Source organism: Acinetobacter pragensis (assembly GCF_001605895.1).
GTDB lineage: Bacteria > Pseudomonadota > Gammaproteobacteria > Pseudomonadales > Moraxellaceae > Acinetobacter > Acinetobacter pragensis.
The window spans coordinates 31,401-55,515 of sequence record NZ_LUAW01000012.1 but is presented as its reverse complement, the minus strand read 5'-3'; the positions used below and the strand labels follow the sequence as shown (position 1 = coordinate 55,515).

Here is a 24,115-nt window from a genome sequence, read left to right as displayed (position 1 = left end):
CCTTTAGGAGTTCGAGTATGAACTTTTCAGTTTATTGGCAGCATGCTGATGCAGTCAGCAAAACACTGTATTTTGTGCTGCTGGCAATGTCGATTGCGACGTGGACTATTTTTGCTTTACGCATTATGGGCACGCGCCAATTGAAGCAAGTGGCGTTTAACCGCCTTTCAGATGCATTAGCTGCATTGAAAGCGAAATTTGCCCCATTGAGCTTTGAGCAGCGTAAAGCTGTCGCTGAACAAGCGCTATTGCGTCAAATTGCGACTGAAAAAGCCAATGCCGAAAAGGGCGTGTCTGTTTTAGGCACCATTGCTTCGCTGGCTCCATTTGTGGGTTTATTCGGCACAGTCTGGGGAATTTTCCATGCGCTGGTTGCTGTAGGCAAAAGCGGTCAGGCAGGCCTTGCGCAAGTGGCGACACCTGTCGGCGAGGCATTGATCATGACGGGTTTAGGCTTGGCTGTCGCGATTCCGGCGGTATTGGCATACAACATTGCAGTACGCTTTAACCGCACGCTGACCAATGAATTGCAAGACCATGCGCACGGTTTATTGATTGATACCATGCTGCAGCAGGACTCTGCAAAAAAAGCTGAAGTAAAAACGGCGCACGAAGGATTAGTTGGAGGTCAAGCTTAATGGCTTTTCAATTGGGTGAAGACAACGATGCTGGCATGACTGAGATGAATCTCATTCCGCTCATCGATATTATGCTGGTATTGATGATCATCTTTTTGGTGACAGCGACCGTTGCCAACCCATCAATTCCATTAACCTTGCCAAAAACCACTGCGGATATTGTGGATTTGCCGCCGCAAAAGGTGCAAGTCAGTATCAATGCGAATGGCGATGTCGCTTGGGATGATCAAGTGATTACACTGGCAGAGCTGGAAAAGCGCTTTGCAGAAGCGGGTAAAGCGCCGCGTCAGCCGACAGTGATTTTAAAAGCAGACAAAGAATCACGCTATGACACTGTAGCGCAAGTGATGTCACGCGCGAGCGAAGCCGGCCTCAGCGATATTGCATTTGCAACAGACAATTAATTGATTCAGAATAAAAAAAGTGGCCTTTTGGCCACTTTTTTTGTCTCTAGAGATAAGTGCGCCGCTTATGTATCTTTCAGCAAGGCTTGAAATTTGCTGCGCAGTTTCATCAGTTTAGGCGGAATGGCGAAATTGCAGTAGCCCTGCGCAGGGTTGCGGGCAAAGAAATTCTGATGATAGTCTTCTGCGGGGTAAAAAATTGGCGCAGGGCTGAGTTCCGTGACAATATTCAGGCCGTCTGCTTTCAGCGCGTCTATGCACTGCTGGGCTTGAAGCTGCTGCCCGTCATTCAAATAATAAATTACTGAACGGTATTGCGTGCCGACATCATTGCCTTGGCGGTTCAATGTAGTGGGATCATGAATGGCGAAAAATACTTCCAGCAGCTGCGTAAAGCTGATTTGTGATTCATCATATTCAATTAAAATCACTTCGGCGTGCTGCGTATCGCCATTGCAGATCTGTTCATAGGTCGGCTGAGGTATATGGCCGCCTGCATAGCCGCTGGTGACTTGGTTGACACCTTTCAGCTGCAGGAACACTGCCTCTGTGCACCAGAAACAGCCGCCGCCGAATAATGCATGCTGCATAGTCTTTTCCTAATTTTAATATTTATGGATATATAAGGGCATATTGTTCAGCTGCAATACTGAAATGCCAAAAAAATCAAAGCCTGCATTATGGCAGGCTTTGATTGCAGTTAGCGGGGATGTACCGCGCTTTCATACTGAATCAGCAGATTGCCGTTGTGGTCCAGCAGCTTTAAGGTTTTACCATATACTTGATAGTGCGTTACTTTAGACAGCGCCGCATTGTAGGCCTGATCTAAATTGCCGTTGCCTGGGCAAGCCATGCGGGTACTGCCCAGCTGGCTGAGCTGCAGGGTGTCATTGCCTGCAGTATAAGCCCCCATAATGCGGTTGCAGCCGTCGGAACCTGAAACACGCTTAGAGGCCTCATCAAATTGAATGCTTGGAATATTGCGGGCATTTGGCGCGGTTTTAATCTCAGTACCGCCAATTTGTGTGGCAATCCATGTTTTGTTCTGCAGCAGCTGCAGGTTTTCGGTGATATGCGGAGAAGTCTGCATGCTTTCACATCCTGAAAAGACTGCAGCTGAACCAAGCGCTGCAACTAAAAGCAGTTTTTTTAACATGGTTGGATTCTCTTGTTTTTAATGGATATAGTTTTTATATAAGCAAATATTCAGCGAAAGCTCCAGCCGTATTTGTATCTTTATTTTTATCCGGCGGATTTGCGTTTATTGGGCTGGATGCGGCAGGCCTTTACGCACTAAGCGCGAGTAATCCGTGCTGCTCAGCTTTTGAAAACTGCTGACTCTTGGATTGACATGCGCCCGGAGATACCATGTCCGCATATCCCACTGCGGTGAAATCGCCTGCAAATCATATAAGTAATTGGGCAAATAGCCGGAAGCAAACAGGCGGTAATCGACAGGGAGCTTTTGCGGTGAAACCGCCTGTACCATATCAAAGACCAGCGTCGTGCAGTTGCTGGTTAAGGTGTTGTACCATTTCGGGTGTTTTGCTAGCTCATCCGCTTTATGCAGATACTCTTCAAAAAGAGCAATACGCTCTGCCTTAGACATCTTGATTGGAAAAAAATAAACTTGCTCACCGCGGACATTGCTGCGGGTGTAGACGATATCTTTTTCATCAGCCGCCACTAAGCTGAGCTCATATTTTCGGAAAAAACCGCCAATGGCTGAAAATTCTTCATTTTTTTCTTTACGGATTTCAATGGAGAACGTCAGCGGCCGGCTATGGGCAAAGTCAAAGCTGACCAGCGTATGCGCAATTTGCGGCCCCATCCAATAGGACGTCACAATATTGACTCCCGTAATCTGGTTCAGGTCAAATTTGCGGGTTTCCCAGCGTTCGGTATAACTGCCGTCCGAATGCCAGTCAAAGTTGCGGATATTATGCAGGGTAATGATATTTCCCTGTTTTTCATAATGCAGTATTTGAGAGACTTCGGGCGCCCAGTCACGGTCTTGTTTGGCTTGCAGCCCAAAATACCAAAGGAGGCTGCACAGAAAGCCCAAAATATAAATAATGACGTCTTTTTTACGGCTGAAAACATGCTGGGTGGCGTAAATGCCAAGGATGCTTAATGCAAAGGCAATCCAGATGCCGATCAGAATCCGGCTGAAAAGCCAGCTGATCGGTTCTTGAATCCACAGCGCCATGCACAGCCAAAGTGAAGACAGAATGACAAATAAGCTGAACAGGGAATGCAGTACGCCAGCACCCAAAGCTTTCATAAATTCTGTTTTTCCAATGTTGTGCATATTCAGCAGTTTCTAATGAATTATTTTTTCATTTTCGGTAAGTTGCGAACTCAAAAGCAATCCCTGTTTTGTCGTCAATATGCTGCTCTGTTTGAACTTTTTTAAAGCTGTCAGGAATCGCGGGGTAGTAGGCATCGCCCTGTACATCCAATTCGACATGGGTCAGTTCCAAGCGGTCTGCAATATCAACCGTTTGCTTGAAAATTTCACCGCCGCCAATAATAAAAATGCTGTCAGGCTTTTCTGAGGCTTTCACATCTTCCACGGCTTGAGCCAAAGCATCTTCAATGCTGTGCGCAATTTTAGCCCCTTCGTATGACCAGTCCATGTCACGGGTGATGACCCAGTTCACGCGTTTCGGCAGCGTACGGCCCATAGACTCTAACGTTTTTCGGCCCATCACGACAACACCGCCTTGGGTGATTTCTTTGAAGTGCTTCAGGTCGGCAGAAATATGCCAAGGCAGGTCATTGCCTTTGCCGATGCAGTTTTGCTGATCCATAGCGACAACATGAACGACTTCTAAATTTTGGAACGCCATAGCGCACTACTCAAAGCAATAAAAATTGCCTCTATTAAAATGCAAAATCCCGCTTTGCGCAAAGCGGGATTTTATTTTTTCGGCAATGGCGCTGCAATTAAACGGCCACAGGCGCTTTAATACCGGGATGCGATTCATAACCGGCGATTTCAATATCTTCAAATTTGAAATCGAACAGATCGTTAATTTCAGGGTTCAATTTCAACTGGCAGAGCGCCATCGGCTCACGGCTGAGCTGCAGCTTGGCCTGCTCAAAGTGATTGGCGTATAAATGGGTATCGCCGCCTGTCCAGACAAAATCACCGACACCGAGGCCGCACACTTGCGCAATCATGTGTGTCAGCAGGGCATAGCTGGCAATATTGAAAGGCACGCCCAGAAATACATCTGCGCTGCGCTGATACAGCTGGCAAGACAATTTGCCGTTCTGCACAAAGAATTGGAACAAGGTATGGCAGGGCGGCAAGGCCACATTCCCTGCTTCATTGGGGTTCCAGCCGGAAACAATCAAGCGGCGGGAATTCGGATTGGTTTTAATTTCATTGACCAGCCACTGGATTTGGTCAAAACCATCCTGATTGAACGAACCGTCTGCATTTTTGGTGGCGCCGAAATTACGCCATTGATGGCCGTAAACTGGGCCAAGTTCGCCTTCTGGGCGGCCAAAGCGCGCGGTTTGTTCCGCAGTAGACCATTCATCCCAAATACTGACTTTATTGTCCTGCAGGTATTTAACATTGGTGTCTCCCTTTAAAAACCACAGCAGTTCAATTGCAATAGAGCGGAAGTGAACTTTTTTGGTGGTGAGCAAAGGGAAACCTTTAGAAAGGTCAAAGCGCATTTGGTGACCGAATACAGAGCGGGTTCCTGTACCGGTACGGTCACCTTTGTCACCGCCGTTGTCAAGAATGTGCTGTAAAAGGTCTAAATATTGGCGCATGTCACTCTCATGAAAATTGTTTTTGCTGACCGCACATATTAGCTGTTTTTGGTTGCAGATAAAACTGTTAAGCATGCTCAAGTCAGCGCCAGTGGAATATCACGAATGCAAAAAATAGCAGTTTTACAGCGCAGGCAGCAGGCTTGATGCGGCAAATGGCAGGCTGCAAAAAATTGCGTTTCTCAATAAAGCTTCTAAGACTAAATTACATTTTTATAAAGAAGTTTTAAGCTTGGCTTTTTAGTATCGAATGCGTCAAAACGCTGCTGCTCAATATTCAGCAGCATATTCTTTTACAGGGATTTAAAGGTACGCACATGCTGGTTGATATGCATCATATTGAAACTCATCAAAATATTAACCCTGCGCCTGTGCAGGTGACACTGCGGAGCCCGCGCAGCAGGGAATATTCTCCCAGCCGTGTCAGTTTAGACCCTTATGTGATGCAAGCCAGTCCAACCGCCCCTGCAAATACTGATGATGTAAAAGCAACAGGCTTTGCAGGGAATTTCAGTTCAGACTCCGCGAATACATCCGTCCTGCGCTTAGATAAATTTGTTCAAAAGCTGGACAGCATTAAAGCGCATGTGAGCTCAAAGCGCTGCGCGCGCAGCATTCGCGTGGCGCTGCAAAGTGCTGGCGCGGTATTGGACAGCCATTCAGTTGCCGCTTCAGATTGGGGCGATACACTGACGAAAATTGGCTATAAGCAAATCCAGCCCGCGTTCGACAATCCGCAGGAAGGGGATATTTATATTATTCAGCGCACTCATAAGCATGTATATGGACATATTGCCGGTTTTAGCGGTTCGGAATGGGTGTCTGACTTCAAGCAGAAAAGTTACGATGTATATAAAGAGAACGGCCTAAAGTATAAATATTACCGTTTAGGTTTGTAGAAATGCTGATTATTTTTAGACAGCCATACGGAAATTTTTACTAAAAATTGATATTAAAATAAGCATTTGACGCATTGCTGCATCATTTTATAAAATTTTATTACATTTTTTATGTGAAATTATTCTCATCTAGGCGTACTATCCTCTTCGGTTAAAATATGTAAACTCAATCAGAATTGATTGAAGAGGAGGATGTTGTAAGAATGGTTTATGATCAAAGCGTGGACATGCAGAATGCGCATGGGCCTGTTGCAGCAGAAATCGTGATCCGTTCACAGCAAGGCAAGAACATACAGAAAGCCTCTTCTCAATCTTCCGGCAAAGTTGCTAAACATAAAAATGTTTTTGGCGCAAATAACGGCCAGCGTATTGATATTGATAAATTTGCGCAGCGGCTTCGTGGCGTCACCGCTCAAACCAGCGGTCAGAAATGCGCCAAAAGCGTCCGTTTGGCCTTGGAGTCTGCCGGTGCAAAATTAAACGGGCATCCTGTTGCCGCAGCCGATTGGGGCGGCACCTTAAGAAAGATTGGCTATCAAAAAATTAATTTGGCTTTTGACCGTCCGCAAAAAGGCGATATCTATATTATTAACCGCACGCAAAATCATGTGTATGGCCATATTGCAGCGTATACCGGTTCGAATTGGGTATCTGACTTTCAGCAGCGCGGCTATGCGGTCTATAAAGATCCGAACGTGCGTTATGAGTATTACCGCTTAGATCAGTAAGAGCTAAAGTTCCAGTCAATGGGGCAGAAAAATTAAAAACCGCGCCGCGCTATTCAAAGCGTTTGGCGCGGTTTTGGTATATAAGCGGCAGTAATAATCCAATGATCATAAAACCCAATGCTTGAACTGCGCTATACAGCCAATGAGTTAAGGGCAAGTTTGAAATGATCCACACAAGGCCCAGCGGCGGCAGCATCAGCAGTAAATATTTAAAGCCTTGAGCATAGGGTTGGTCGGCAGGTATTTTTAGGCTCAAAATTCTTAGGATATGCAGGCTAGCGCCTAGCATTAAACACAGCAATGTGAGCGCTGTGCTTAATTTTTCAATGCTTGAACAATAGTAAATGACGGCGCAAGTGACGACTGAGGCAATGAGTTTGACTTCACGCGTACAGTGTTCGGAATATAGAAAATTCAGAATCATGGCGCATCGTTTTTCGATTGATTCTGATTCAGCAAAGCCAGCGGCGAAAATATGCAGATCGACAGCGCCATAAAGCCAATGCCCTGTGCGCCTGGAATGAGAATCTCACCTTCGTTCATATGCATGAAAATCAGCGCCAGCAGCAGCGCAATCGGAATCCAGGTCAGCAGCCGGTACAGCAGGCCAGCCGGATTGCGGTAGGCAAAATGGATTTTACAGTAGCGGCAAATCAGGAACACAATCCCTGTGCCGAGAAACATTAAAATCGCATCCAGTTTCAGCGGTTCCATCCAATACAGCGCTGCTGTTGCAGCTGCAATCACGGCAAAGATCATGATTTTTTTCAAGACGGAAATTTGAGGATTGAACCAGAATTCAAGCATGCGCGTTGCGGTCTGTAATTTGAATGCTGAAACTGTAGCACAGAACCCGTATAAAAATGCAGTGCAAAAAAAGCGGAGCGATTGCTCCGCATAAAATCCGTGATGGATTGGATTAGTTGTTTTTGAGCGGGCCCCAGTCATAAATTTTCTTCTGATACGCATACCAGAGCAGCCAGAGGCCAATCAAAATCATCGGTACGGTCAGGAACTGGCCTTTGCTCATCCAGCCGATGAAGAGCTGGCCATTATCAGGCTCACGGAAGAATTCCACCACAAAACGGGCAATACCGTAGCCGATTAAGAACAGGGCAGATACGGCATAGCGCGGGCGCGGTTTGGAGCTGAACCACCACAGCACAATAAATAAAATTAAGCCTTCGCACAGCGCTTGATAGATCTGCGATGGATGGCGCACCAGCTGCAGCGGGTCAGTCGGGAAGATCATGCCGAACGCAAAATTCGGATCAGTTACGGGGCGGCCATACAGTTCACCGCCAATAAAGTTGCCGATCCGGCCAAACATTAAACCCGTCGGCACGCAGGGTGCAATAAAGTCCAGCGTTTGGAACCAGGTCATTTTGTATTTTTTGCACCACAGCAGCATGGCGATCATGACGCCAAGGAAGCCGCCGTGGAAGCTCATGCCGCCGGTCCAGACTTGGAACAGCCATAATGGATTTTCTAAGAATTGCTCAAATCCATAAAAGAATACATAGCCCACGCGCCCGCCGACCACTACACCGAGTGCGCCATAGAAAATCAGGTCAGAAACCATTTCTGAGTTCCAGCCATCGCGCTGTTTAGCGCGGTGAGTGGCGAGGCCCCAAGCAAATAAAAAGGCCAATAAATACATCAGTCCGTACCAATGGACTTGCAATGGCCCCAGCGAGACTGCGACGGGATCAATATTCGGGTAGGTCAGCATCGCTGCTCCTTGTCATTATGTTTTGCACAGATTTTAGCTGAATGTGATGAAAAATGTTGTACATTCAATGTGTAAAGATATCGAGTGACATTTATGTGCATTGTGGCATTTGCTTGGCAAGTCTTGGACAAAACTCCTCTGTGCCTGATTTCAAATCGGGATGAATTCTATCAGCGTCCGACCGCGGCTTTGAAGCAATGGGCCAACAGCCCGATTCTCGCTGGACAGGATTTACAGTCCGGCGGCACATGGATGGGGGTGACCAGCGCTGGGCGCTGGGCCATTATCACCAACTTCCGTGACGGTGCGGATCAGCAGCAGTATCCAACTTCCCGCGGGCATTTGATTCAGCAGTTTTTGGAATCTGATCAAACGCCAATTCGTTTTGCGCAGGCTTTGGAAAAGCGGCAGTGTGATTTTGCCGGATTTAACCTTGTTGTCGGCGATGCCAATCAAGCGGTATATATGAGCAACCGCGGCGAAGCGCCCCAAGTTCTGCCTAAGGGCGTGTATGTGATCTCGAATGGATTAATGACTGAGCATTGGGAAAAAACCAAGCATTTGCGCAAGCGCTTTACCCAAGAATTTTTACCTATGCTGCAGCAGGCGAATGTGGCTGAAACGGAGCTTGAGCACACAGTCTGGGATATTCTGGAAGATGAACGTAAGATAATTCCCGAACTGCTGCCGAATACCGGCATTCATGCAGAGATGGAAGCGCTGCTGTCTTCCACGTTTATTCAAAGTCCGGTTTACGGCACGCGCTGTTCTAATTTTCTGAGAATGGAAGGCCAGCAATGGCGGTGGCAGGAAAAATCCCAGCAAGGCAATACACAAGGTGAAATTACCTCAGTACAGCTGAATATTCAGCCTCAACGTTCAATTTAGAATTTTAAATTATTTTGATGGCATAAAAAATGCCAGCGGTGTGCTGGCATTTTTCATTCTAGGATTCGCGTTTATGCAGATTTTGTGCTGTCAGCTTTTTTAAGCACAGACGGCGCAATCGGGTCTGCAGTGATGTAGCCGACCGATGCCGAATAGCCATTATTATAGTTGGCAAGTGTTGCGGCTTTTAAATCTGCAGACAGGCTGCTCATATCACCGGCATGCTGGAAATTGCTCATGATATAGGTCCAGCCATTCACTGAATCGACAGCATGCAAGCCTGTCGACTCTGCGCCCGCAGGTGTAGACAGCAAGCGCACAGGATCGGCTTTGGTCTCAACATTGTACGCCCACAGGAAATTGTTCGGATGATTGCCGCTATCCTCGCCAATAAACAGGGTGCGAAGCGTTTCAGAGAATTTCAGGTTGTCCGGACTAGCAATTTTGTCTGGATTTGCGGTATTGCCTAAGCCATCGGCAGAGATATCTTCACCGAGCAGCAGGATCTTAGATTGATGAGGCACCCATTCACTATCGATGGGCTGTCCTGCTGCTGTGCTTTGGCCTGCCGTCAGGTCATGTGCAAGCACGCCGCCAGCTGTAATTTTCTTGCTGAATGAAACATTGTGCGCTTCAAGCCATGCAGCATTGCCTTGAATCATCGAATCCTGAATATTGGCCAGTGCTGAGTAAGCGACTTTATCCTTGATGTTGACAGTGGTGCCTTCCATCTTCGTAAAGGCCATACTGCCGCCTTTTAAAGCCGCATAGCGGTGGGTTTCAAGGAAAGCCGCGGCTTTTTCCATACCCGGCTTCACTTTGACCCACAATTTTTTCTTGGCCAAGATAATCGGGGTGTATGACGCATCATTCGGATCTGTAGTTAAGCTTTCCATGATGTCTGTCGGCTGGATATTGCTGGTATTGACCAAGGCTTCAATTTCAGCGCTTGTGGCATGGCCAAGCTCAATCCATTGGATTTGACCGGTTGAGCTTTCAGTCAGCACAGAGGTGTATTTTGCGACATACAGGGTGCCGGCAGAGAGATCTTTTTCCTTGTCTGCAATGAACATGAAAAAGCCGCCATTGGTGTAGTCGTCACCCATAATCACGGTGCGGTTGTCCGGCATCACATGCACCAGTTCGTGTGAAATACGCCCTAAGCAGTAATGCTTGACGATTTGACCGCTGCCGTCTTTGTTTACAATTACTTCAGGCAAGTGGCCATAGTTGTAGGGTTTAGCCGCAGTTTCATCACCGAAGAAGTTTTTGCCAATGCCTTTAGGGCTTGGACCGCCGATACCCTGTTCAAAAGCATCCGGCTCATATTCTTCACTGGATAAGTGAGTGCTCCATGGCGACATGCTCGCGCCGCAGGTGATCCACAAGCCGTGTGCAGCAGAGGTGTCTACATTAAAGTATTTTTTCAAATCAAGGTGGCCTGTTGCAGGGTCTTGATCTAAAGTTAGAATTGCGATGGGAGACGGCAAATTGCCATACTCGCTGCTGCCGGCCTGGTTCTGTGTCGCGTATTCAAATTGAACCACGTGGAATACAGGATTGGCAACGCCATCAACTTTTGCATCTTCTAAATGAATTAAAGATGAACCGTCTGGGCAGTCTGAAAAATATTGGCGAGCCGCATCAGGCACAGAAGTATCCATAATGGCTTCGCCTTTTGCATTGAAATACCCGCCTGCAATAATTTCGCCGCCGCCCCATTGAGGTACTTTGGTTCCTGTTTCAAAGAAGCTTTTATAGCCTAATTGGTATTCAGTGCTGCTGGCATCATCCCAGTCTATTTTCAGTTTGGAACCGACAGAGGTTTTAGCGCGGTCTGCGAGGACGGTAGGCGCCGCCATGGCGGTAAATGTTGCTGTTTTTAAATTGGCTGGGTTGACGACAGGCGGCGTCACGGCAGTCTCATTGTCACTGTCATTGCACCCGCTTAAAGCGGCTGCTGTGCCCATTGCGCCTAAAGGTAAAAAAGGAATTCCTGCAAACCATTTAAGCAGGTCACGGCGACTTGGCTGAGTTGAAGTGGCAGTCATAATAAATCCGTATGTTATTTGTTTGTAAGTCGCTAATGATTCTATGAAGTGGAAATGACAGATTCTTGACACTTTTTAGACAGTTTAAAGACAGCGCTAGCAGGATGGTGGCTCAAAAAAGCCCTGAATTTCAGGGCTTTTACATTAAGCGGCTTCTTCATTTTTTGATTTGCGTTTTTCCAGCAGCTTGCCCAGCAGCAGGCCGACCTCAAACAGCATCCACATCGGCACCGCCAGCATGACCATAGACAAGGCATCGGGCGGGGTCACAAACATGGCGACAAAGAAGCAGCCCACCACAATAAAACGCCGTTTTTCGACCAAGCTTTGGGTGCTGACCACGCCGATCAAAATCAGAATCAGTGTGATAATCGGAATTTCAAAGGTCAGCCCGAAGACTAAGAACAGCTTTAAGCAGAAGCTGAGATAGCTGTTGATGTCGGTCATCGGGGCAACGGTTTCAGGCGAAACACTGATAAAAAAATGCAAAATAGCGGGCAGGGTAATGAAATAGGCAAAAGCAATGCCTAAATAAAACAGAGCGATACTTCCGGCCAAAAGCGGAACCGCTAAAAAACGTTCTTTTTCATACAGCGCGGGACGGATAAACGACCACAGCTGATAAATAATAAAGGGCATGGCCAGCACCAGCGCGACAAATAAGTTCAGCTTAAATGGCGCCATAAAGGTTGCCGTAACATCGGTGGCAATCATTGAAGACGTAGCCGGGAGCTGCTGCCTTAACGGTTCTGAAAGCAGCTGATAAGTATAATTGCGGAACGGCAGCAGGCAAAAAAACAGCGCAATCGTGACGCCGACAATTTTAAAAAGATATTGACGCAGAATAATCAAATGCTGCATCACTGGCATTTGATCCAGATGTTCGGCTTCGGTTTTCACGGAAGCTGCAGGCAGTTCATTCATACAGCAATCTTCAAGTTAACAGGTGGGTTTGGATATTCAATAACAGCCCATAATCGATGCAAATGCTGCTGAATATGGCTGCAGGAATACGGTGTTAGCGCGGGGGCGTCTACGTGCTGATAATGATGTTCTGCTACCGCCGCAGGCATAGGGTCTGCATGCGCTGTTTCAGTTGGCGCAGTGTTTGCATCGTCAGTCTGGGCTTGATCTGAGGGCGCTGCCTGATTGCTGCGCAGCGCATCAATCTGCTGCTGCATGCGCCGTTCCAGCTCAGTAATACGTTCAATTTCTTTCTGAACTTCTTCGCGGAATTCAGAGAGGCGCAGTTCACGGTCAATCTCAGTTTGAACACTGCTGATGAGGCGCTTGAACTTGCCATACCATTTCGCGGCAAACCGCGCGCCTTCAGGCAATTTTTCTGGGCCAAGCACCAGCAGCGCAATAATGGCGAAGCACAGCAGTTCTGTCATTCCAATATTCAGCATGCATCAGCACTCACATTTAGCTTTTGACTGAACTTTCAGTGCTTTTTACTTGCGCATCGATGGTGAGCGGCTCTTTTAAGGCCGCGTGTTCCGCTTCTTCATCACGCACTGATTTTTTAAAGTCCTTCACTGCACCGCCGACATCTTTACCTAAATTTTTAAGCTTGGATGTGCCGAACAATAAAATGACGACTATTGCAAAAATAAGCACATGCCAAATTGATAATCCCGCCATGATTTTTTCCTCTTTTCATTTTTCAATCATTGCAACAGTTCCGCATGACAGGGGCGTGACATCTGTGTTGCAGTTTAAAGACAGGCAGGCTGTTAGGATGCGCAATGAATTACCCGCTGGGGCGCAGACAGGGCGCAGGAATGTGCTAGCATTTAGGCCCTCTGCTCAATGCAATTTGAATATTCATGGCGCTGATTCTTCCTCTTGTCTCCTTTTTGATTGGTTTCTTTGGCGCCGAAGCGCTCAAGCCGTTCCGGGCTTTGCTGGCGGCTTTACTGGCCCGTTTGCTGATTCCAGTTATCATTGTGTACAACATGGTGTTCTATAAACAAGGAAGCCTCTGGCTGATTGGTTTCAGCTTTATCAGCTCCCTGATTTTCTTCGGTATTTTTTATGCTTTGAATCGAGATAAGCTGAGAGCATTATGTTTCAGCTATTTGAACGGCGCTTGGCTGGGGCTTCCTTTTGCATTGGCGGTATTTGGCCCAAATGCCAGCAGTACAATTGTGGCGCTGTATATCGGCGGGTCACTCTTTGGCAATATTTGCGCTGTGATGGCGGTGAGTGAAGCCAAGCAAGACCTTAAATTTATTGTTAAAAATGTGCTGCTTTCTCCGCCTGTGATTGCATTAAGCGCTTCAGCTGTTTTGTCATTTTGGGATTTCAGCGCTTTTGAGCATCATCCAGCTGTGCAATGGGCCTATGCCCTCAATAAAGTGCTGGTGACTTTTTCAGGCATGTGCGTTTTAGGCATGTGGCTGAGCAAAGTGCGCATTGGCTGGCAAGATTTGCAGCGCAGCCTGCTGCTGATTGGCGGCCGTATGATTTTGTCCATTTTTCTGTGTTTAGGCGCTTATGCGCTGTTGCCGATTCCGCATGCGGCACTGACGTACGCCGTGATTTTTATGTTCTTCTGCCTGCCGCCCGCAGCCAATATTGTCGCTTTAGAAACGCATTATCAGGGTACGGGGCATTCGGCAAAATATATCGCATCAGGTACGCTTGCCAGCGCGATGATTATTGCCGTCTATGGGCTGGCGGTGCATATGTTGGTACCAGCATTATAAGGATTAAAAGTTCTCCCTCCCTGTAGTTGAGAGTTAGAGATAGCTGCAGTCAAATCATCGCTTAGGAAGCTGCAAGAAGCTTAAACCTTTCTTTATATTTGTTGATGACTGCACAGTTGAATTCGGCGATTTCTGGCGAATTGATTGACCTCTCCTTTGAGCAGCAGCGCGGCTCATTTTCTGGAAGGAGAGGGGGGTGAATAAGGCTTTATTTTACTAAACTGGCTTTAAACAAGCACATGGCCTGACCGCGGTGGCTGATTTTATTCTTTTCATCTTTGGACAGTTCTGCACTGGACACATTCAGTTCCGGCAGCCAGAACAGCGGGTCATAGCCAAAGCCGTTTTCGCCGCGGGCCTGTTCCAAAATTTCACCGCTCCAAATGCCTTGGAAGATTTGCGGCAAAGGATCTTCTGCATGCTGTACCAATGCCAGCACACAAACAAACATGCCTTCAATGGGCGCGTCATCTTTACGCAGCGGTTTAAGTTTGTGCAGCAGCTTCTCATTATTGGCCGCATCATTGCCATGCTCACCCGCAAAGCGTGCAGAGTAAATGCCCGGCGCACCGCCTAAGACAGGTACGCAAATACCCGAGTCATCCGCAATGGCGGGCTTGCCTGAAATTTTAGACGCATGGCGGGCTTTAATAATGGCATTTTCGACAAAGCTCAGGCCGTCTTCGATGGCGTCTTCAATATTCAGTTTGCCTTGTGGAACAACCTCAACAGGAAGCTTCAATTCTGCAAACATTTTTTCAAATTCGGCAATCTTGCCTTTGTTGTTGCTTGCCAAAACAAGCGTGCTTTGAGATAGCCAATCTGTTGAAGACATTGTATGGTGCCTATGTTTGCTAAAAGAATGCTGTATTTTAGCCTATTTTAATTTGGCTGATGTGCATAATCAGGAAAACAATCCGGGAATGCAAAAAGAAGAATGCAGCAATCACTTATACAGAATTGGGCCGCGTCATCTATTTTTTACTGTGCTCCATAAGTAAAAAACATGGCATCGGCAGGAAATTATGCAGGAATAACCCATTACCGCCAGCTCTAGCTGCTCTGCGCAGTCTGTGTATGAAAAACTAGGTTTTCATGCTGTTTCATCAGTCAGTGAGGCTGAAGGTTTACGTTTTATTCAAATGCAGAAGGCTTTTACCGTTTAAATGACCATTCAAAAAACGGCAATTGCAGTCAATAAAAAAGCACCCGAAGGTGCTTTTTAGAATTAGGCAGAATTACTGCGCCTGAATCCATTTGTCTGCACGGTCACGCGCTTGACGGATCTGATCTTGAGTCAAGTTGGCTGCCAAAGCAGTTTTCTTGCCTTCAGATAAAGTAATCACTTTATTGTCCAGCATGCCGTCACGGGTTGACAGCTCATACCATTGGTACGCGCCAACGTAGTTTTTCTTCTGTTCTTCCATCATCGCCAAGTTAAAGCTGGCACGGTTGTCACCGCGGCTCGCCGCTTTTTCAAAGTATTGACGGGCAAGTGTTTCGTCTTTCTTTGTACCCATGCCGTCTGCCAGCATACGGCCAACATTCAGCTGCGCTGCAGAAAGGCCTTGATCAGCAGCGGCTTTGAACCAAGCAAAAGCCTGACGCTCATCTTTAGCGACATCTTTGCCAAACTGATATTTGGTGCCTAAATAAAACTGCGCGCCAGCTTGACCGGCTTTGGCGGCTTTGGTCAGGCTGTTAATGTCCATTACCGAAAATTGGGCTGCTTGGCTCGCAACAGTTGGCGCTGGAGCAACATAATCTGCATGGGCTTGGATATTGAACAGTCCAGCCAGCAATGTTGTGCCTAATAGTATTTTTTTCATAGAGCGCTCACTCGATAAATTGCGACTTCACCAAACAGATTCGGGACATGTTTACTGAGTAAACTGCCTTGCTGGTCCCCATTCACGGCAAGTCGGTTAATAATCCGGATATTGTTTTCTGCGCAGAGCGCTTCAAAATCGCGGAATGTACATAAATGAATATTCGGGGTGTTATACCACATATATGGCAATGCTTCAGAAACAGGCATTTTCCCTTTCAAGGCTAAGAAAGAGCGGGTCTTCCAATGCGCAAAGTTCGGAAAGGTAATGATCGCTTGTTTTCCAACACGCACCATGTCACGTAAAAGAACGTCTGGCGCATCTACTGCCTGCAAAGCCTGTGCCATAACCACATAGTCAAAAGACTGGTCAGCAAACCGGCTTAAACCTAAATTTAAGTCCTGCTGAATAATATTTAACCCGTGGCTGACGGCAATTGCAATCTTTTCTTGATCCAATTCTAGGCCGTAAGCGCGGATATTGTGCTTTTTGCTCATATGCGCCAGCAGTTCACCGTCACCGCAGCCCAAGTCCAATACCTTGGAATCCGGCTTAATCCACTTCTCTGCCAGTTGATGGTCGATACGCATTAAACAGCCTCCTTGGGTGTTGCTTTGAGGTGTTCTTCACCGCCTAGAAATGCACGTAAAGATTTGACATATAAAGGAATAGGGAATAAGAATGAGTCGTGGCCCTGTTCTGCATCAATGTCTAAATAGCTGACAGGTTTATGGTTGCTGATGAGGGCATCCACAATCTCCTGAGAGCGCTGCGGTGTGAAGCGCCAGTCAGTGGTAAATGAAACGACCAAGAACTTGCATTTAGTATTTTCCATCGCTTTTTTCAATGACTGCTGATACTCGCGGGCAGGGTCAAAATAGTCCAAAGCTTTGGTCATAATTAAATACGTGTTGGCGTCGAAGTTGCGGCTGAACTGTTCACCTTGATAGCGTAAATAGCTTTCGACCTGAAATTCGACATCGAAACCGTACATGAATTTGCCTGACTTGAGGTCGCGGCCAAATTTCTGCTTCATGGCTTCTTCAGACAGGTAGGTGATATGGCCGACCATGCGCGCCAAAATCAGCCCGCGTTTAGGATAGCTGTCATTTTCTAAATAGCGGCCATTATGAAAGTCTGGATCAGACAAAATGGACTGGCGCGCAACTTCGTTAAACGCAATGTTCTGCGCAGAAAGTTTGGGCGCACTGGCAATAATCACGCATTTTTGCAGGCGGTCAGGATAGTCGACCGACCATTGCAGCGCCTGCATGCCGCCCAGCGAGCCGCCAATCACGGCATACCACTGCGCAATGCCCATGCGGTCAGACAGCATGGCTTGAGTTTTAACCCAATCCCGCACCGTGACCAATGGAAAATCTGGACCATAAGGGTGGTTGTCATTTTCAGGATTTGGCGATATTGGCCCGGTAGAGCCGCTGCAGCCGCCGATATTATTCAGCGCAACAACAAAGAATTTTGACGTATCAATGGCTTTGCCGGGCCCAATGCAGGCATCCCACCAGCCGGGCTTTTTATCATCTTCTTGATGATAGCCCGCTGCATGATGATGGCCGGACAGCGCATGGCAAATCAAAATAGCATTAGACTTATCGGCATTCAGCTCGCCATAAGTTTCCACCATCAGTTCAAAGCGTGGAAGAATTCGATCGCATTCGAGCTCTAACGGCTCTTCAAAAGAAAACTTTTTCGGGGTAACTAAGCCCACTGAGTCAGCTGGAAAAGACACAGGAAATATTCGCCTTAAATCTTTGGGATTAATAAACAAAAGGATACCACTTGGGGTATCCTTTCTAAAGTTTTTTATCAGATAAGATTTTATCTCATCAAATTTAAACCGCCGCGGCCATCACTTGCTCAGGGCTTAATACGCCTTGTTCAATTAAACGGTTGACACTGGCAATAATCGCTTCAATCGATGAAGTAACAATATTGTCATGCACGCCTGCGCCGAATGCGGATTTACCGGTGCCTTTCACTTGAAGCTCAACCAAGGCCAAAGCTTTGGCATGCGCGCCTGAACTGATGCTGCGTTCTTCATAGGTCAAGACATCAATCGGCAACTGCAGCGCATTCAAGATTGCAGAGATTGGGCCATTGCCTTCGCCGCGCAAGTGCTGAGTCACACCATTCACTTCAAGGTCTAACTCAATTACCTGATTGCCGTTTTCATCATGCAAGCGGTAATTTTTGGCAGAGTAATGCGTATCTTTGGCCGCAACATAAGTATCTTTAAACAATGTCCAAATGGCTTGAGCTGAAATCTCAGTGCCGTCTTCATCTGTTTTCTGCTGCACAATTTGCGAGAATTCAATTTGGATGCGGCGCGGCAACACCACGTTGTAGTTCGATTCCAATAAGTAGGCAATGCCGCCTTTACCCGACTGAGAGTTCACGCGAATCACAGCATCATAGTCACGGCCCAAGTCTTTCGGGTCGATCGGCAAGTAAGGCATATCCCACATTTCTTGATCTTTCTGGAATTCAAAGCCTTTTTTAATGGCATCCTGATGCGAACCAGAGAAAGCTGTGAAGACCAAGTCGCCTGCATAAGGATGGCGCGGGTGTACCGGCAAGCCTGTGCATTCTTCAACCGTTGCGATAACCTCATTGATATTGGAGAAGTCTAAGTTAGGCGCAACACCTTGGGTGTACATGTTCAATGCAATCGCAGCAACGTCTACGTTGCCTGTGCGTTCGCCGTTGCCGAAGACACAGCCTTCTACCCGGTCTGCGCCAGCCATAATTGCCAATTCAGAGGCCGCAATGCCGCAGCCGCGGTCGTTGTGGCAATGCACTGAAATGATGACGCCGTCACGGCGCTGAATGTTGCGGTGCATCCATTCAATTTGGTCTGCATAGATGTGCGGGCCAGAAACTTCAACCGTTGCAGGCAAGTTCAAAATGACTTTGTTTTCTGGTGAAGCTTCCCAAATTTCAGTCACGGCATCACAGACGTCTTTGGCAACGTCTAATTCAGTAGCAGAGAAGCACTCCGGACTGTATTGAAAAATGAATTCTGTTTCAGGCTGCTTGGCTGCATATTCTTTCACTTTTTGTGCAGCATTGATGGCCAATTGTTTTGCGCCAGCGACATCAACATTCAATACTTTTTGGCGGAAGGTTGGTGAATTTGAGTTATAGATATGCACAATTGCGCGTTTTGCGCCTTGTAAAGATTCGAATGTGCGCTGAATCAAATGATCACGCGCCTGCACCAAAACTTCGATATAAACGTCATCTGGAATATGGCCGCCTTCAATCAATAAGCGGGTGAAATCAAAGTCGATTTGCGAGGCAGAAGGGAAGCCGATTTCAATATGCTTAAACCCGATTTTGACCAGCATTTGGAACATTTTGAATTTTTGTTCAATGTTCATTGGTTCAAAAATAGCCTGATTACCGTCACGAAGGTCGGTGCTCATCCAAATCGGCGCTTGATTGATTTCATTATTCGGCCATTGGCGGTCAGGTAAATCGACACGCTGGTACATACGGCGGTATTTTTTGCTTGGATCAGCCAACATCATGAGGTAACTCCTTGTGCAGTACCGGTTGCTCGTGTCTTGGATAAAGGCAACACTTCTGCTTATATAGATTGTGTCTATTGTATCAATTTACAAGTCTAAATTCGGAGGACTTAGCCTAAAGCATTAAAAAATGGTGTGGTTTTTAAATGCTTTAGCTTTACCGCGGATCTTGTAAATCTATAACTAAATATTAGTGCACTTATTCCGAAAATAATTTCCTATTTTTGCATCAATACTATAACTATAGAAAATAATTTCCCTTAATTTGTCTGTTTTTGAAAAATATATTCTTCAGAGATGTCTTTTAGCGTTGCCGTTCCCATTAAGGCCATCGTTATCTCAAATTCTTCCTTTAAGATTTTGATTACATGCGCCACGCCTAAAGCGCCTGCACTGGCTAAACCGTAAATGGCAGGACGGCCAATCAGGACTGCAGATGCGCCTAAAGCAATCGCTTTGAATACATCTGAACCGCGGCGGATACCGCCGTCATACAGCAGAGGAAAATCTGCCGGAACAGTTTTTTTAATCAGCTGCAGCGCTGTCAATGGGGGAATGCCGGTATCCAGCACCCGCCCGCCATGATTGGACACAATAAGGCCCTGTACCCCGTGCTGTATCGCTAGCTGAGCATCTAATGGACTTAAAATGCCTTTTAAAATAACGGGCAGCTGAGTTTGCTGTACCAGCCAAGCGATGTCTTGCCACGTCGGCGCAATTTTCATCAGGCCGTTAAATACAGGATGATCCCCCTCGTTCAGCTCAGGCAGGGGGATATGCGCAGGCGTATGCGGGTGCTGCATGCCTTCAGGCAAGTGAAAGAACACCCGCCGTTCACGATCGCGGATGCCGGTATGCGGAGAATCGACCGTCACCACAATCGCTTTGAAATTATGCGCCTCGGCCAGCTTTACCAATACCAAAGATTTTTCCCGCTCGCCTTGCCAATACAGCTGGAACCATTTGTAGGGATTATCCTGCTTCAGGGCGTGCATGTCGGTATTGGTGAAGGTGCTTAAGAGCATATTGCTGCCCAGTACTTCTGCTGCCAGCGCGCAGGCTGCTTCACCGTCGGGATGGAACTGCTGCTGATGCCCGATCGGCGCCAAAAAAATGGGATGAGGAAATGTTTGCCCAAGAATTTCACATGCGGTATGGCCGTGTGTCAGGTCTTGCAGCATGCGGGGCAATAAGTGTATCTGTTCAAACTGCTCGGTATTGCTGCGGACGCTGCATTCATTCATGGAGCCGCCTTGCAGGTACTGCCAGACCATGTCCGGCAAGTGTTTCTGCGCTTCCTGTTCATAATCGGCAAGGGTTTGCAAATCGGACGGAATCTGAGTGAGCGGGGCGAGGACAGTGTTGGCAGTCATGAGATTTCCGTTTTCTTCATCTATGGCTCGATTCAATGTGTGTCTGACCAAGCGCGTTCAGTGAAAATGCAATGTTTAGCTTTGAGCTTTAAATTTCAGCCCATTTGCGCAATAAATTATGATACATGCTGGTGAGCTTCACCACTTCTGAATGCGCATCGCCTAATTGCATGCGCAGGTTTTGAATGCTTTGATCCAAATTAAACAGCATGTGGCGGTCAGCATCATCCCGGATCATGCTTTGCAACCAGAAAAAAGAAGCGACGCGGCAGCCTTGGGTGACAGGGCTAACCTCATGGACACTTGTTGACGGATAGAGGATCAAGTCGCCTGCAGGAAGCTTGATTTCATGATAGCCATAGGTATCTTCGACCACTAGTTCGCCGCCTTCATATTCGTCCGGTTCACTCAGAAAAACAGTGCAGGACAGGTCAGTGCGGATTTTTTGATTTGTACCCTGTATCCAGCGGATAGCGTTGTCGACATGAAAGCCGAAGGTTTCACCATTTTCATAACGGTTAAAATAGGGAGGCAAGATATTTAAAGGCAGTGCAGCCGAAGTAAATAATGAATTTTGCGTCAAGGCCGCTAAAATCATATCGCCCAAATGATGCGTCAAAGGGTGATCTTCAGCCAGCTGCTGGTTGTGCTTTACATTTGCAGACAGTGACCCTGTGGTTTTTTTGCCATCCACCCATTCCACTTTATCCATTTCTTGGCGGAAGTATTGAACTTGTTCTTTGCTTAATACATTGGGAATATGGTGAATCACGGCAATACCTTTTTATATCAAAATAGGGTGTCTTAAGCATATATAAAAATAGCCTCTTAGAAGAGGCTATTTTAAATAAATCCCATAAAATTATTATGGGATTTAGCTTTGATTAATATTTGAAGTTTAGAGACAATACTGCGCTGCGGCCTTCTGCTTCACTTGCATAATGAGAAGCATAGGCTTTAGTGAAGTAGCGTTTGTCAGACAAGTTGTTAACATTAAGTTGTAAGTCTACATTCTTATTGACGTTGTAGCGCGCCATAGCGTCGTAGCGTACATAACCTGGAACAAACTTAGTATTTGCTGCATCACCATAAACCTTATCCATAGCAATAGCGCCTGCACCCAGTGTCAACTGCGGCATTACTTGGTACGTGGTCCAAAGTGTCGCGCTGTTTTTCGGCACGTTTGGAAGCTGCTTTCCTTTCGCTGGATTATCAGGAGTACATACACCTGCACGGGTACATGATGGACCTGGATCAGTCTGTTCACTGTCTAAATATGTGTAGCCTGCTGATACAGCCCATTTGTCTGTAATACTGCCGTTTAAGCCAAGCTCAATACCGTCAACCTTGCTTTCACCGCCATTGGTATAGGTTGTTGAATCAAGCTGAATACGGGTATTTTGCTTTTCTGTACGGAAAATGGCTGCAGTTAAGTTTAACTTGTCATTAAACAGATCCCATTTCGTACCCACTTCAAATGTACGGCTTTTCTCTGGATCAAGGTCTTTAATATTTACATTGACCGCTGTTTCAGAACCGTCACCTGCATCAATACCTACAGGGTTGGCAGATGTTGCAACGCTTGCATAAATGCTGCCATTTTCAGCAGGCTTAAATGTCAAGCCAGCTTGGTAAGAGAAAAAGTCTGTATCGCTTTCAATTTTTGCGCCTGTGGCATTGGTTTTAAGTTCAGTTTCAAACTTGTCCCAGCGAACGCCTACGTCCAGCAACCAACGTGGGGTGAACTCAATGCTGTCTAATAGATATGCAGATGTTGTGGTTGCCGTTGTTGTAGTAACCGCTTTATTTGCTGCTACATTGCCTAACCATGGATCTTTTGAATTCGGGTTGAATGCATCGGTACACCAATAATCAGAAGCTGCGCCAATTCCAAGTGAACATGCACCTGTTGTAGGGGAGCCAGTAATCACTTTGCCCGAATTAGAGGTAACTGTATACGAACCTTTGTCAGACTCTTGGTCACTATATTCTGCGCCGACATTAAAGCTGTGCTTAATTGCACCGGTATTAAATTTACCCGTTAAAGCCAACTGATCCGTAAACGTGTTGGTATCTGTAATACGAGAGTTTACACGACGCCATACTTCACCATTTGCAATGTTTTTTTGGCTGTCATCTGGCTGAGTCCAGATGTAGTCATTTTTAGAATTGCTGTACACGGCAGTGTTGCTGATGGTTAAATTATCAGTCAGGTCGTGCTCTAATTTAATGGTGCCGATTTGATTTTCCTGTTTTTGGAAATCGCGGTCTAACCAGCCGTAGTAAACACCTTGTTTCACATCCAACGGTTTGCCGGTTGCTGTATTGTTAGAAGAATTCCAGTAAGGTACACCTGAATCAGGCGTATCGTCAGATTTTAAATAGTAGTAGCTTAAAGTGGCACGGGTTGGAGTGTCTAAGCCAAAAGTAATGCTTGGCGCAATACCGACACGCGCATATTCAGCGCCATCAGATTGACCTGCTTTATTGTTGTGGTGGCCCATTACGGCTACACGGGCAGCAATGCCGTTGCCGAAATCTTTGTTGCCATCCAGTGTAATGCGCTGATAATCATCTGTACCGGCGCCAACAGAACCTTCTAAAAAGTCGCCTTTTTTAGCCACTTTAGAAATCATGTTGATGCTGCCGCCCACTGAGCCTGCGCCGCCCAATGCAGAAGCCGAACCTTTGGTGACTTCAACTTGCTCTACAGCGAACATTTCACGGTTTTGTGAAGTGGCGCTGCGGATACCGTCTACATACATCGAGCTTTCTGAGTTGTAGCCGCGGATAAACGGACGGTCACCATTTGGGTTGCCGCCTTCACCAGCCCCTAAGGTAATACCAGGAACAGTACGTAAAGCATCGCTTAAAGTGGTTACTTGCGTGTCTTCAATCAATTGCTTAGAAATCACAGAAACAGATTTTGGTGTATCTAATAAAGGCGCAACAAACTTAGCGTTTGCAGACTTTTCAACTTTGAACCCTTGCTGTTCTGCTGCAACTTCTTGATTAATCGTCGGAAGCTGAGTGACTTGCTCTTGAGCGAATGTATTGACTGCAATCATAGACAATGATGAAGCAATTGCAGACGATACAATTTTCTTACGTGTTTTGATGAAGGCCATTTCGAACCTGAGACAGTGTTGTGAATTTGTATGCGAATAATAATAATTCTTATTATAGATTGCATCTTTATGACATTGTAATTGACGATAAAAATACCAATTTTAAATGCTTAATTAAATGTAACTGTATAACAATACTTAATTAATATTTTGTTTTATAAAGTTATTTTGTTTTTTAGTATGATTTTTTGACGAAACATTGATTTAATTCTTAAGTCGTAGACTATGAGAAAACATCTAGGAAAAGAGTTTTAACTGCGGCCAGCGGCAGGAGAGCCTATAAATCTGCATGCTTTAATGCATCATTTGCTGTTGCTTACCGGGGTTTGTTGTTTGAGGTGGGAAATCTACCGATGGTTTTAAGGCAATTGCCGTCTAGGCTTGAATTTCA

27 protein-coding genes are annotated in these 24,115 nt (G+C 46.4%); 7 read left to right on the top strand and 20 right to left on the bottom strand.

The window, feature by feature from the left end; genetic code table 11:
* The first annotated feature begins 17 nt into the window (after nt 1-17).
* Together AZH43_RS03805 and AZH43_RS03800 are read left to right on the top strand one after the other, a co-directional pair.
* Nucleotides 18-638 carry a MotA/TolQ/ExbB proton channel family protein gene (locus tag AZH43_RS03805; RefSeq protein WP_067666776.1) on the top strand — a complete coding sequence of 207 codons (621 nt, stop codon included), beginning with the start codon at nt 18-20 and terminating at the stop codon, nt 636-638.
* A complete protein-coding gene (locus AZH43_RS03800) occupies nt 638-1,042 on the top strand; it encodes an ExbD/TolR family protein (RefSeq protein ID WP_067666774.1) in 405 nt (134 codons plus the stop codon). Before AZH43_RS03805 ends, AZH43_RS03800 begins: the two co-directional genes overlap by 1 nt.
* 65 nt (nt 1,043-1,107) lie before the next feature.
* Here the strand turns inward: AZH43_RS03800 and msrA are convergent, their stop codons facing one another.
* From msrA to thyA, 5 genes are all read right to left on the bottom strand, one after another.
* On the bottom strand, nt 1,108-1,632 hold the full coding sequence (gene msrA / locus AZH43_RS03795; RefSeq protein ID WP_067666772.1) for a peptide-methionine (S)-S-oxide reductase MsrA: 525 nt from the start codon (nt 1,630-1,632) through the stop codon (nt 1,108-1,110).
* 110 nt (nt 1,633-1,742) lie between these two features.
* Complete coding sequence (locus AZH43_RS03790; protein WP_067666770.1) at nt 1,743-2,198, bottom strand: META domain-containing protein; 456 nt, start codon at nt 2,196-2,198, stop codon at nt 1,743-1,745.
* A 105-nt stretch (nt 2,199-2,303) separates the two neighbouring features.
* Nucleotides 2,304-3,353, bottom strand: a complete 1,050-nt coding sequence (locus AZH43_RS03785) for an Lnb N-terminal periplasmic domain-containing protein (RefSeq protein WP_067666768.1) — start codon at nt 3,351-3,353, stop codon at nt 2,304-2,306.
* A 28-nt stretch (nt 3,354-3,381) separates the two neighbouring features.
* Nucleotides 3,382-3,894 (bottom strand): dihydrofolate reductase, encoded by a 513-nt coding sequence (locus AZH43_RS03780; RefSeq protein WP_067666766.1) that lies wholly within the window; start codon nt 3,892-3,894, stop codon nt 3,382-3,384.
* Between the two features lie 97 nt (nt 3,895-3,991).
* Nucleotides 3,992-4,834 carry a thymidylate synthase gene (thyA, locus tag AZH43_RS03775; RefSeq protein ID WP_067666958.1) on the bottom strand — a complete coding sequence of 281 codons (843 nt, stop codon included), beginning with the start codon at nt 4,832-4,834 and terminating at the stop codon, nt 3,992-3,994.
* 317 nt (nt 4,835-5,151) lie between these two features.
* Here thyA and AZH43_RS03770 point away from each other — a divergent pair, with 317 nt between their 5' ends.
* Entirely contained in the window at nt 5,152-5,733 is a 582-nt protein-coding gene (locus AZH43_RS03770) for a peptidoglycan amidohydrolase family protein (RefSeq protein ID WP_067666764.1), read from the top strand.
* A gap of 203 nt (nt 5,734-5,936) precedes the next feature.
* Nucleotides 5,937-6,461, top strand: coding sequence for a peptidoglycan amidohydrolase family protein (locus tag AZH43_RS03765; RefSeq protein ID WP_067666762.1), 525 nt, complete (start codon nt 5,937-5,939; stop codon nt 6,459-6,461).
* 49 nt (nt 6,462-6,510) lie between these two features.
* On the opposite strand, the gene AZH43_RS03760 is transcribed toward AZH43_RS03765, so the two are convergent.
* The 3 genes from AZH43_RS03760 to lgt all read right to left on the bottom strand — a co-directional run bounded on the left by AZH43_RS03760 (nt 6,511) and on the right by lgt (nt 8,193).
* Nucleotides 6,511-6,885, bottom strand: a complete 375-nt coding sequence (locus tag AZH43_RS03760; RefSeq protein WP_227509780.1) for a hypothetical protein — start codon at nt 6,883-6,885, stop codon at nt 6,511-6,513.
* Complete coding sequence (locus tag AZH43_RS03755; RefSeq protein WP_067666954.1) at nt 6,882-7,268, bottom strand: hypothetical protein; 387 nt, start codon at nt 7,266-7,268, stop codon at nt 6,882-6,884. Before AZH43_RS03755 ends, AZH43_RS03760 begins: the two co-directional genes overlap by 4 nt.
* A gap of 112 nt (nt 7,269-7,380) precedes the next feature.
* The gene (gene lgt / locus AZH43_RS03750; RefSeq protein ID WP_067666760.1) at nt 7,381-8,193 is read right to left on the bottom strand and encodes a prolipoprotein diacylglyceryl transferase; all 813 of its coding nucleotides are present in this window, start codon (nt 8,191-8,193) and stop codon (nt 7,381-7,383) included.
* Nucleotides 8,194-8,286: 93 nt separating this feature from the next.
* On the opposite strand from lgt, the gene AZH43_RS03745 reads away from it, so the two are divergent.
* Nucleotides 8,287-9,081 (top strand): NRDE family protein, encoded by a 795-nt coding sequence (locus tag AZH43_RS03745; protein ID WP_067666758.1) that lies wholly within the window; start codon nt 8,287-8,289, stop codon nt 9,079-9,081.
* A gap of 71 nt (nt 9,082-9,152) precedes the next feature.
* Here AZH43_RS03745 and AZH43_RS03740 read toward each other — a convergent pair whose 3' ends face one another.
* From AZH43_RS03740 to tatA, 4 genes are all read right to left on the bottom strand, one after another.
* Nucleotides 9,153-11,132: a PhoX family protein gene (locus tag AZH43_RS03740; protein WP_067666756.1), complete on the bottom strand. Its 1,980-nt coding sequence runs from the start codon at nt 11,130-11,132 to the stop codon at nt 9,153-9,155.
* Nucleotides 11,133-11,276: 144 nt separating this feature from the next.
* Nucleotides 11,277-12,056 (bottom strand): twin-arginine translocase subunit TatC, encoded by a 780-nt coding sequence (tatC, locus tag AZH43_RS03735; RefSeq protein WP_067666754.1) that lies wholly within the window; start codon nt 12,054-12,056, stop codon nt 11,277-11,279.
* On the bottom strand, nt 12,053-12,541 hold the full coding sequence (tatB, locus tag AZH43_RS03730) for a Sec-independent protein translocase protein TatB (protein WP_067666752.1): 489 nt from the start codon (nt 12,539-12,541) through the stop codon (nt 12,053-12,055). Before tatB ends, tatC begins: the two co-directional genes overlap by 4 nt.
* Nucleotides 12,542-12,557: 16 nt before the next feature.
* On the bottom strand, nt 12,558-12,776 hold the full coding sequence (gene tatA, locus AZH43_RS03725) for a Sec-independent protein translocase subunit TatA (RefSeq protein ID WP_067666750.1): 219 nt from the start codon (nt 12,774-12,776) through the stop codon (nt 12,558-12,560).
* 185 nt (nt 12,777-12,961) lie between these two features.
* Here tatA and AZH43_RS03720 point away from each other — a divergent pair, with 185 nt between their 5' ends.
* Nucleotides 12,962-13,843 carry an AEC family transporter gene (locus tag AZH43_RS03720; protein ID WP_067666748.1) on the top strand — a complete coding sequence of 294 codons (882 nt, stop codon included), beginning with the start codon at nt 12,962-12,964 and terminating at the stop codon, nt 13,841-13,843.
* A 208-nt stretch (nt 13,844-14,051) separates the two neighbouring features.
* Here the strand turns inward: AZH43_RS03720 and rdgB are convergent, their stop codons facing one another.
* Nucleotides 14,052-14,678: an RdgB/HAM1 family non-canonical purine NTP pyrophosphatase gene (gene rdgB / locus AZH43_RS03715; protein ID WP_067666747.1), complete on the bottom strand. Its 627-nt coding sequence runs from the start codon at nt 14,676-14,678 to the stop codon at nt 14,052-14,054.
* 238 nt (nt 14,679-14,916) lie between these two features.
* Here rdgB and AZH43_RS18040 point away from each other — a divergent pair, with 238 nt between their 5' ends.
* Nucleotides 14,917-15,009 (top strand): GNAT family N-acetyltransferase, encoded by a 93-nt coding sequence (locus AZH43_RS18040; RefSeq protein WP_406564605.1) that lies wholly within the window; start codon nt 14,917-14,919, stop codon nt 15,007-15,009.
* 72 nt (nt 15,010-15,081) lie between these two features.
* On the opposite strand, the gene AZH43_RS03710 is transcribed toward AZH43_RS18040, so the two are convergent.
* The 7 genes from AZH43_RS03710 to AZH43_RS03680 form a co-directional block, all read right to left on the bottom strand.
* Nucleotides 15,082-15,672 (bottom strand): tetratricopeptide repeat protein, encoded by a 591-nt coding sequence (locus AZH43_RS03710; protein WP_067666745.1) that lies wholly within the window; start codon nt 15,670-15,672, stop codon nt 15,082-15,084.
* Nucleotides 15,669-16,262, bottom strand: a complete 594-nt coding sequence (metW, locus tag AZH43_RS03705; RefSeq protein WP_067666743.1) for a methionine biosynthesis protein MetW — start codon at nt 16,260-16,262, stop codon at nt 15,669-15,671. Before metW ends, AZH43_RS03710 begins: the two co-directional genes overlap by 4 nt.
* A complete protein-coding gene (metX, locus tag AZH43_RS03700) occupies nt 16,262-17,422 on the bottom strand; it encodes a homoserine O-succinyltransferase MetX (protein WP_067666741.1) in 1,161 nt (386 codons plus the stop codon). The genes metW and metX overlap by 1 nt, the downstream gene beginning before the upstream one ends.
* 103 nt (nt 17,423-17,525) lie before the next feature.
* Complete coding sequence (gene leuA / locus AZH43_RS03695) at nt 17,526-19,223, bottom strand: 2-isopropylmalate synthase (protein ID WP_067666739.1); 1,698 nt, start codon at nt 19,221-19,223, stop codon at nt 17,526-17,528.
* 260 nt (nt 19,224-19,483) lie between these two features.
* Nucleotides 19,484-20,596 (bottom strand): alpha-hydroxy acid oxidase, encoded by a 1,113-nt coding sequence (locus AZH43_RS03690; protein ID WP_067666737.1) that lies wholly within the window; start codon nt 20,594-20,596, stop codon nt 19,484-19,486.
* 88 nt (nt 20,597-20,684) lie between these two features.
* Nucleotides 20,685-21,368 (bottom strand): Fe2+-dependent dioxygenase, encoded by a 684-nt coding sequence (locus AZH43_RS03685; protein WP_067666735.1) that lies wholly within the window; start codon nt 21,366-21,368, stop codon nt 20,685-20,687.
* 112 nt (nt 21,369-21,480) lie between these two features.
* The gene (locus AZH43_RS03680) at nt 21,481-23,724 is read right to left on the bottom strand and encodes a TonB-dependent receptor (protein WP_067666733.1); all 2,244 of its coding nucleotides are present in this window, start codon (nt 23,722-23,724) and stop codon (nt 21,481-21,483) included.
* Nucleotides 23,725-24,115: the final 391 nt, after the last annotated feature.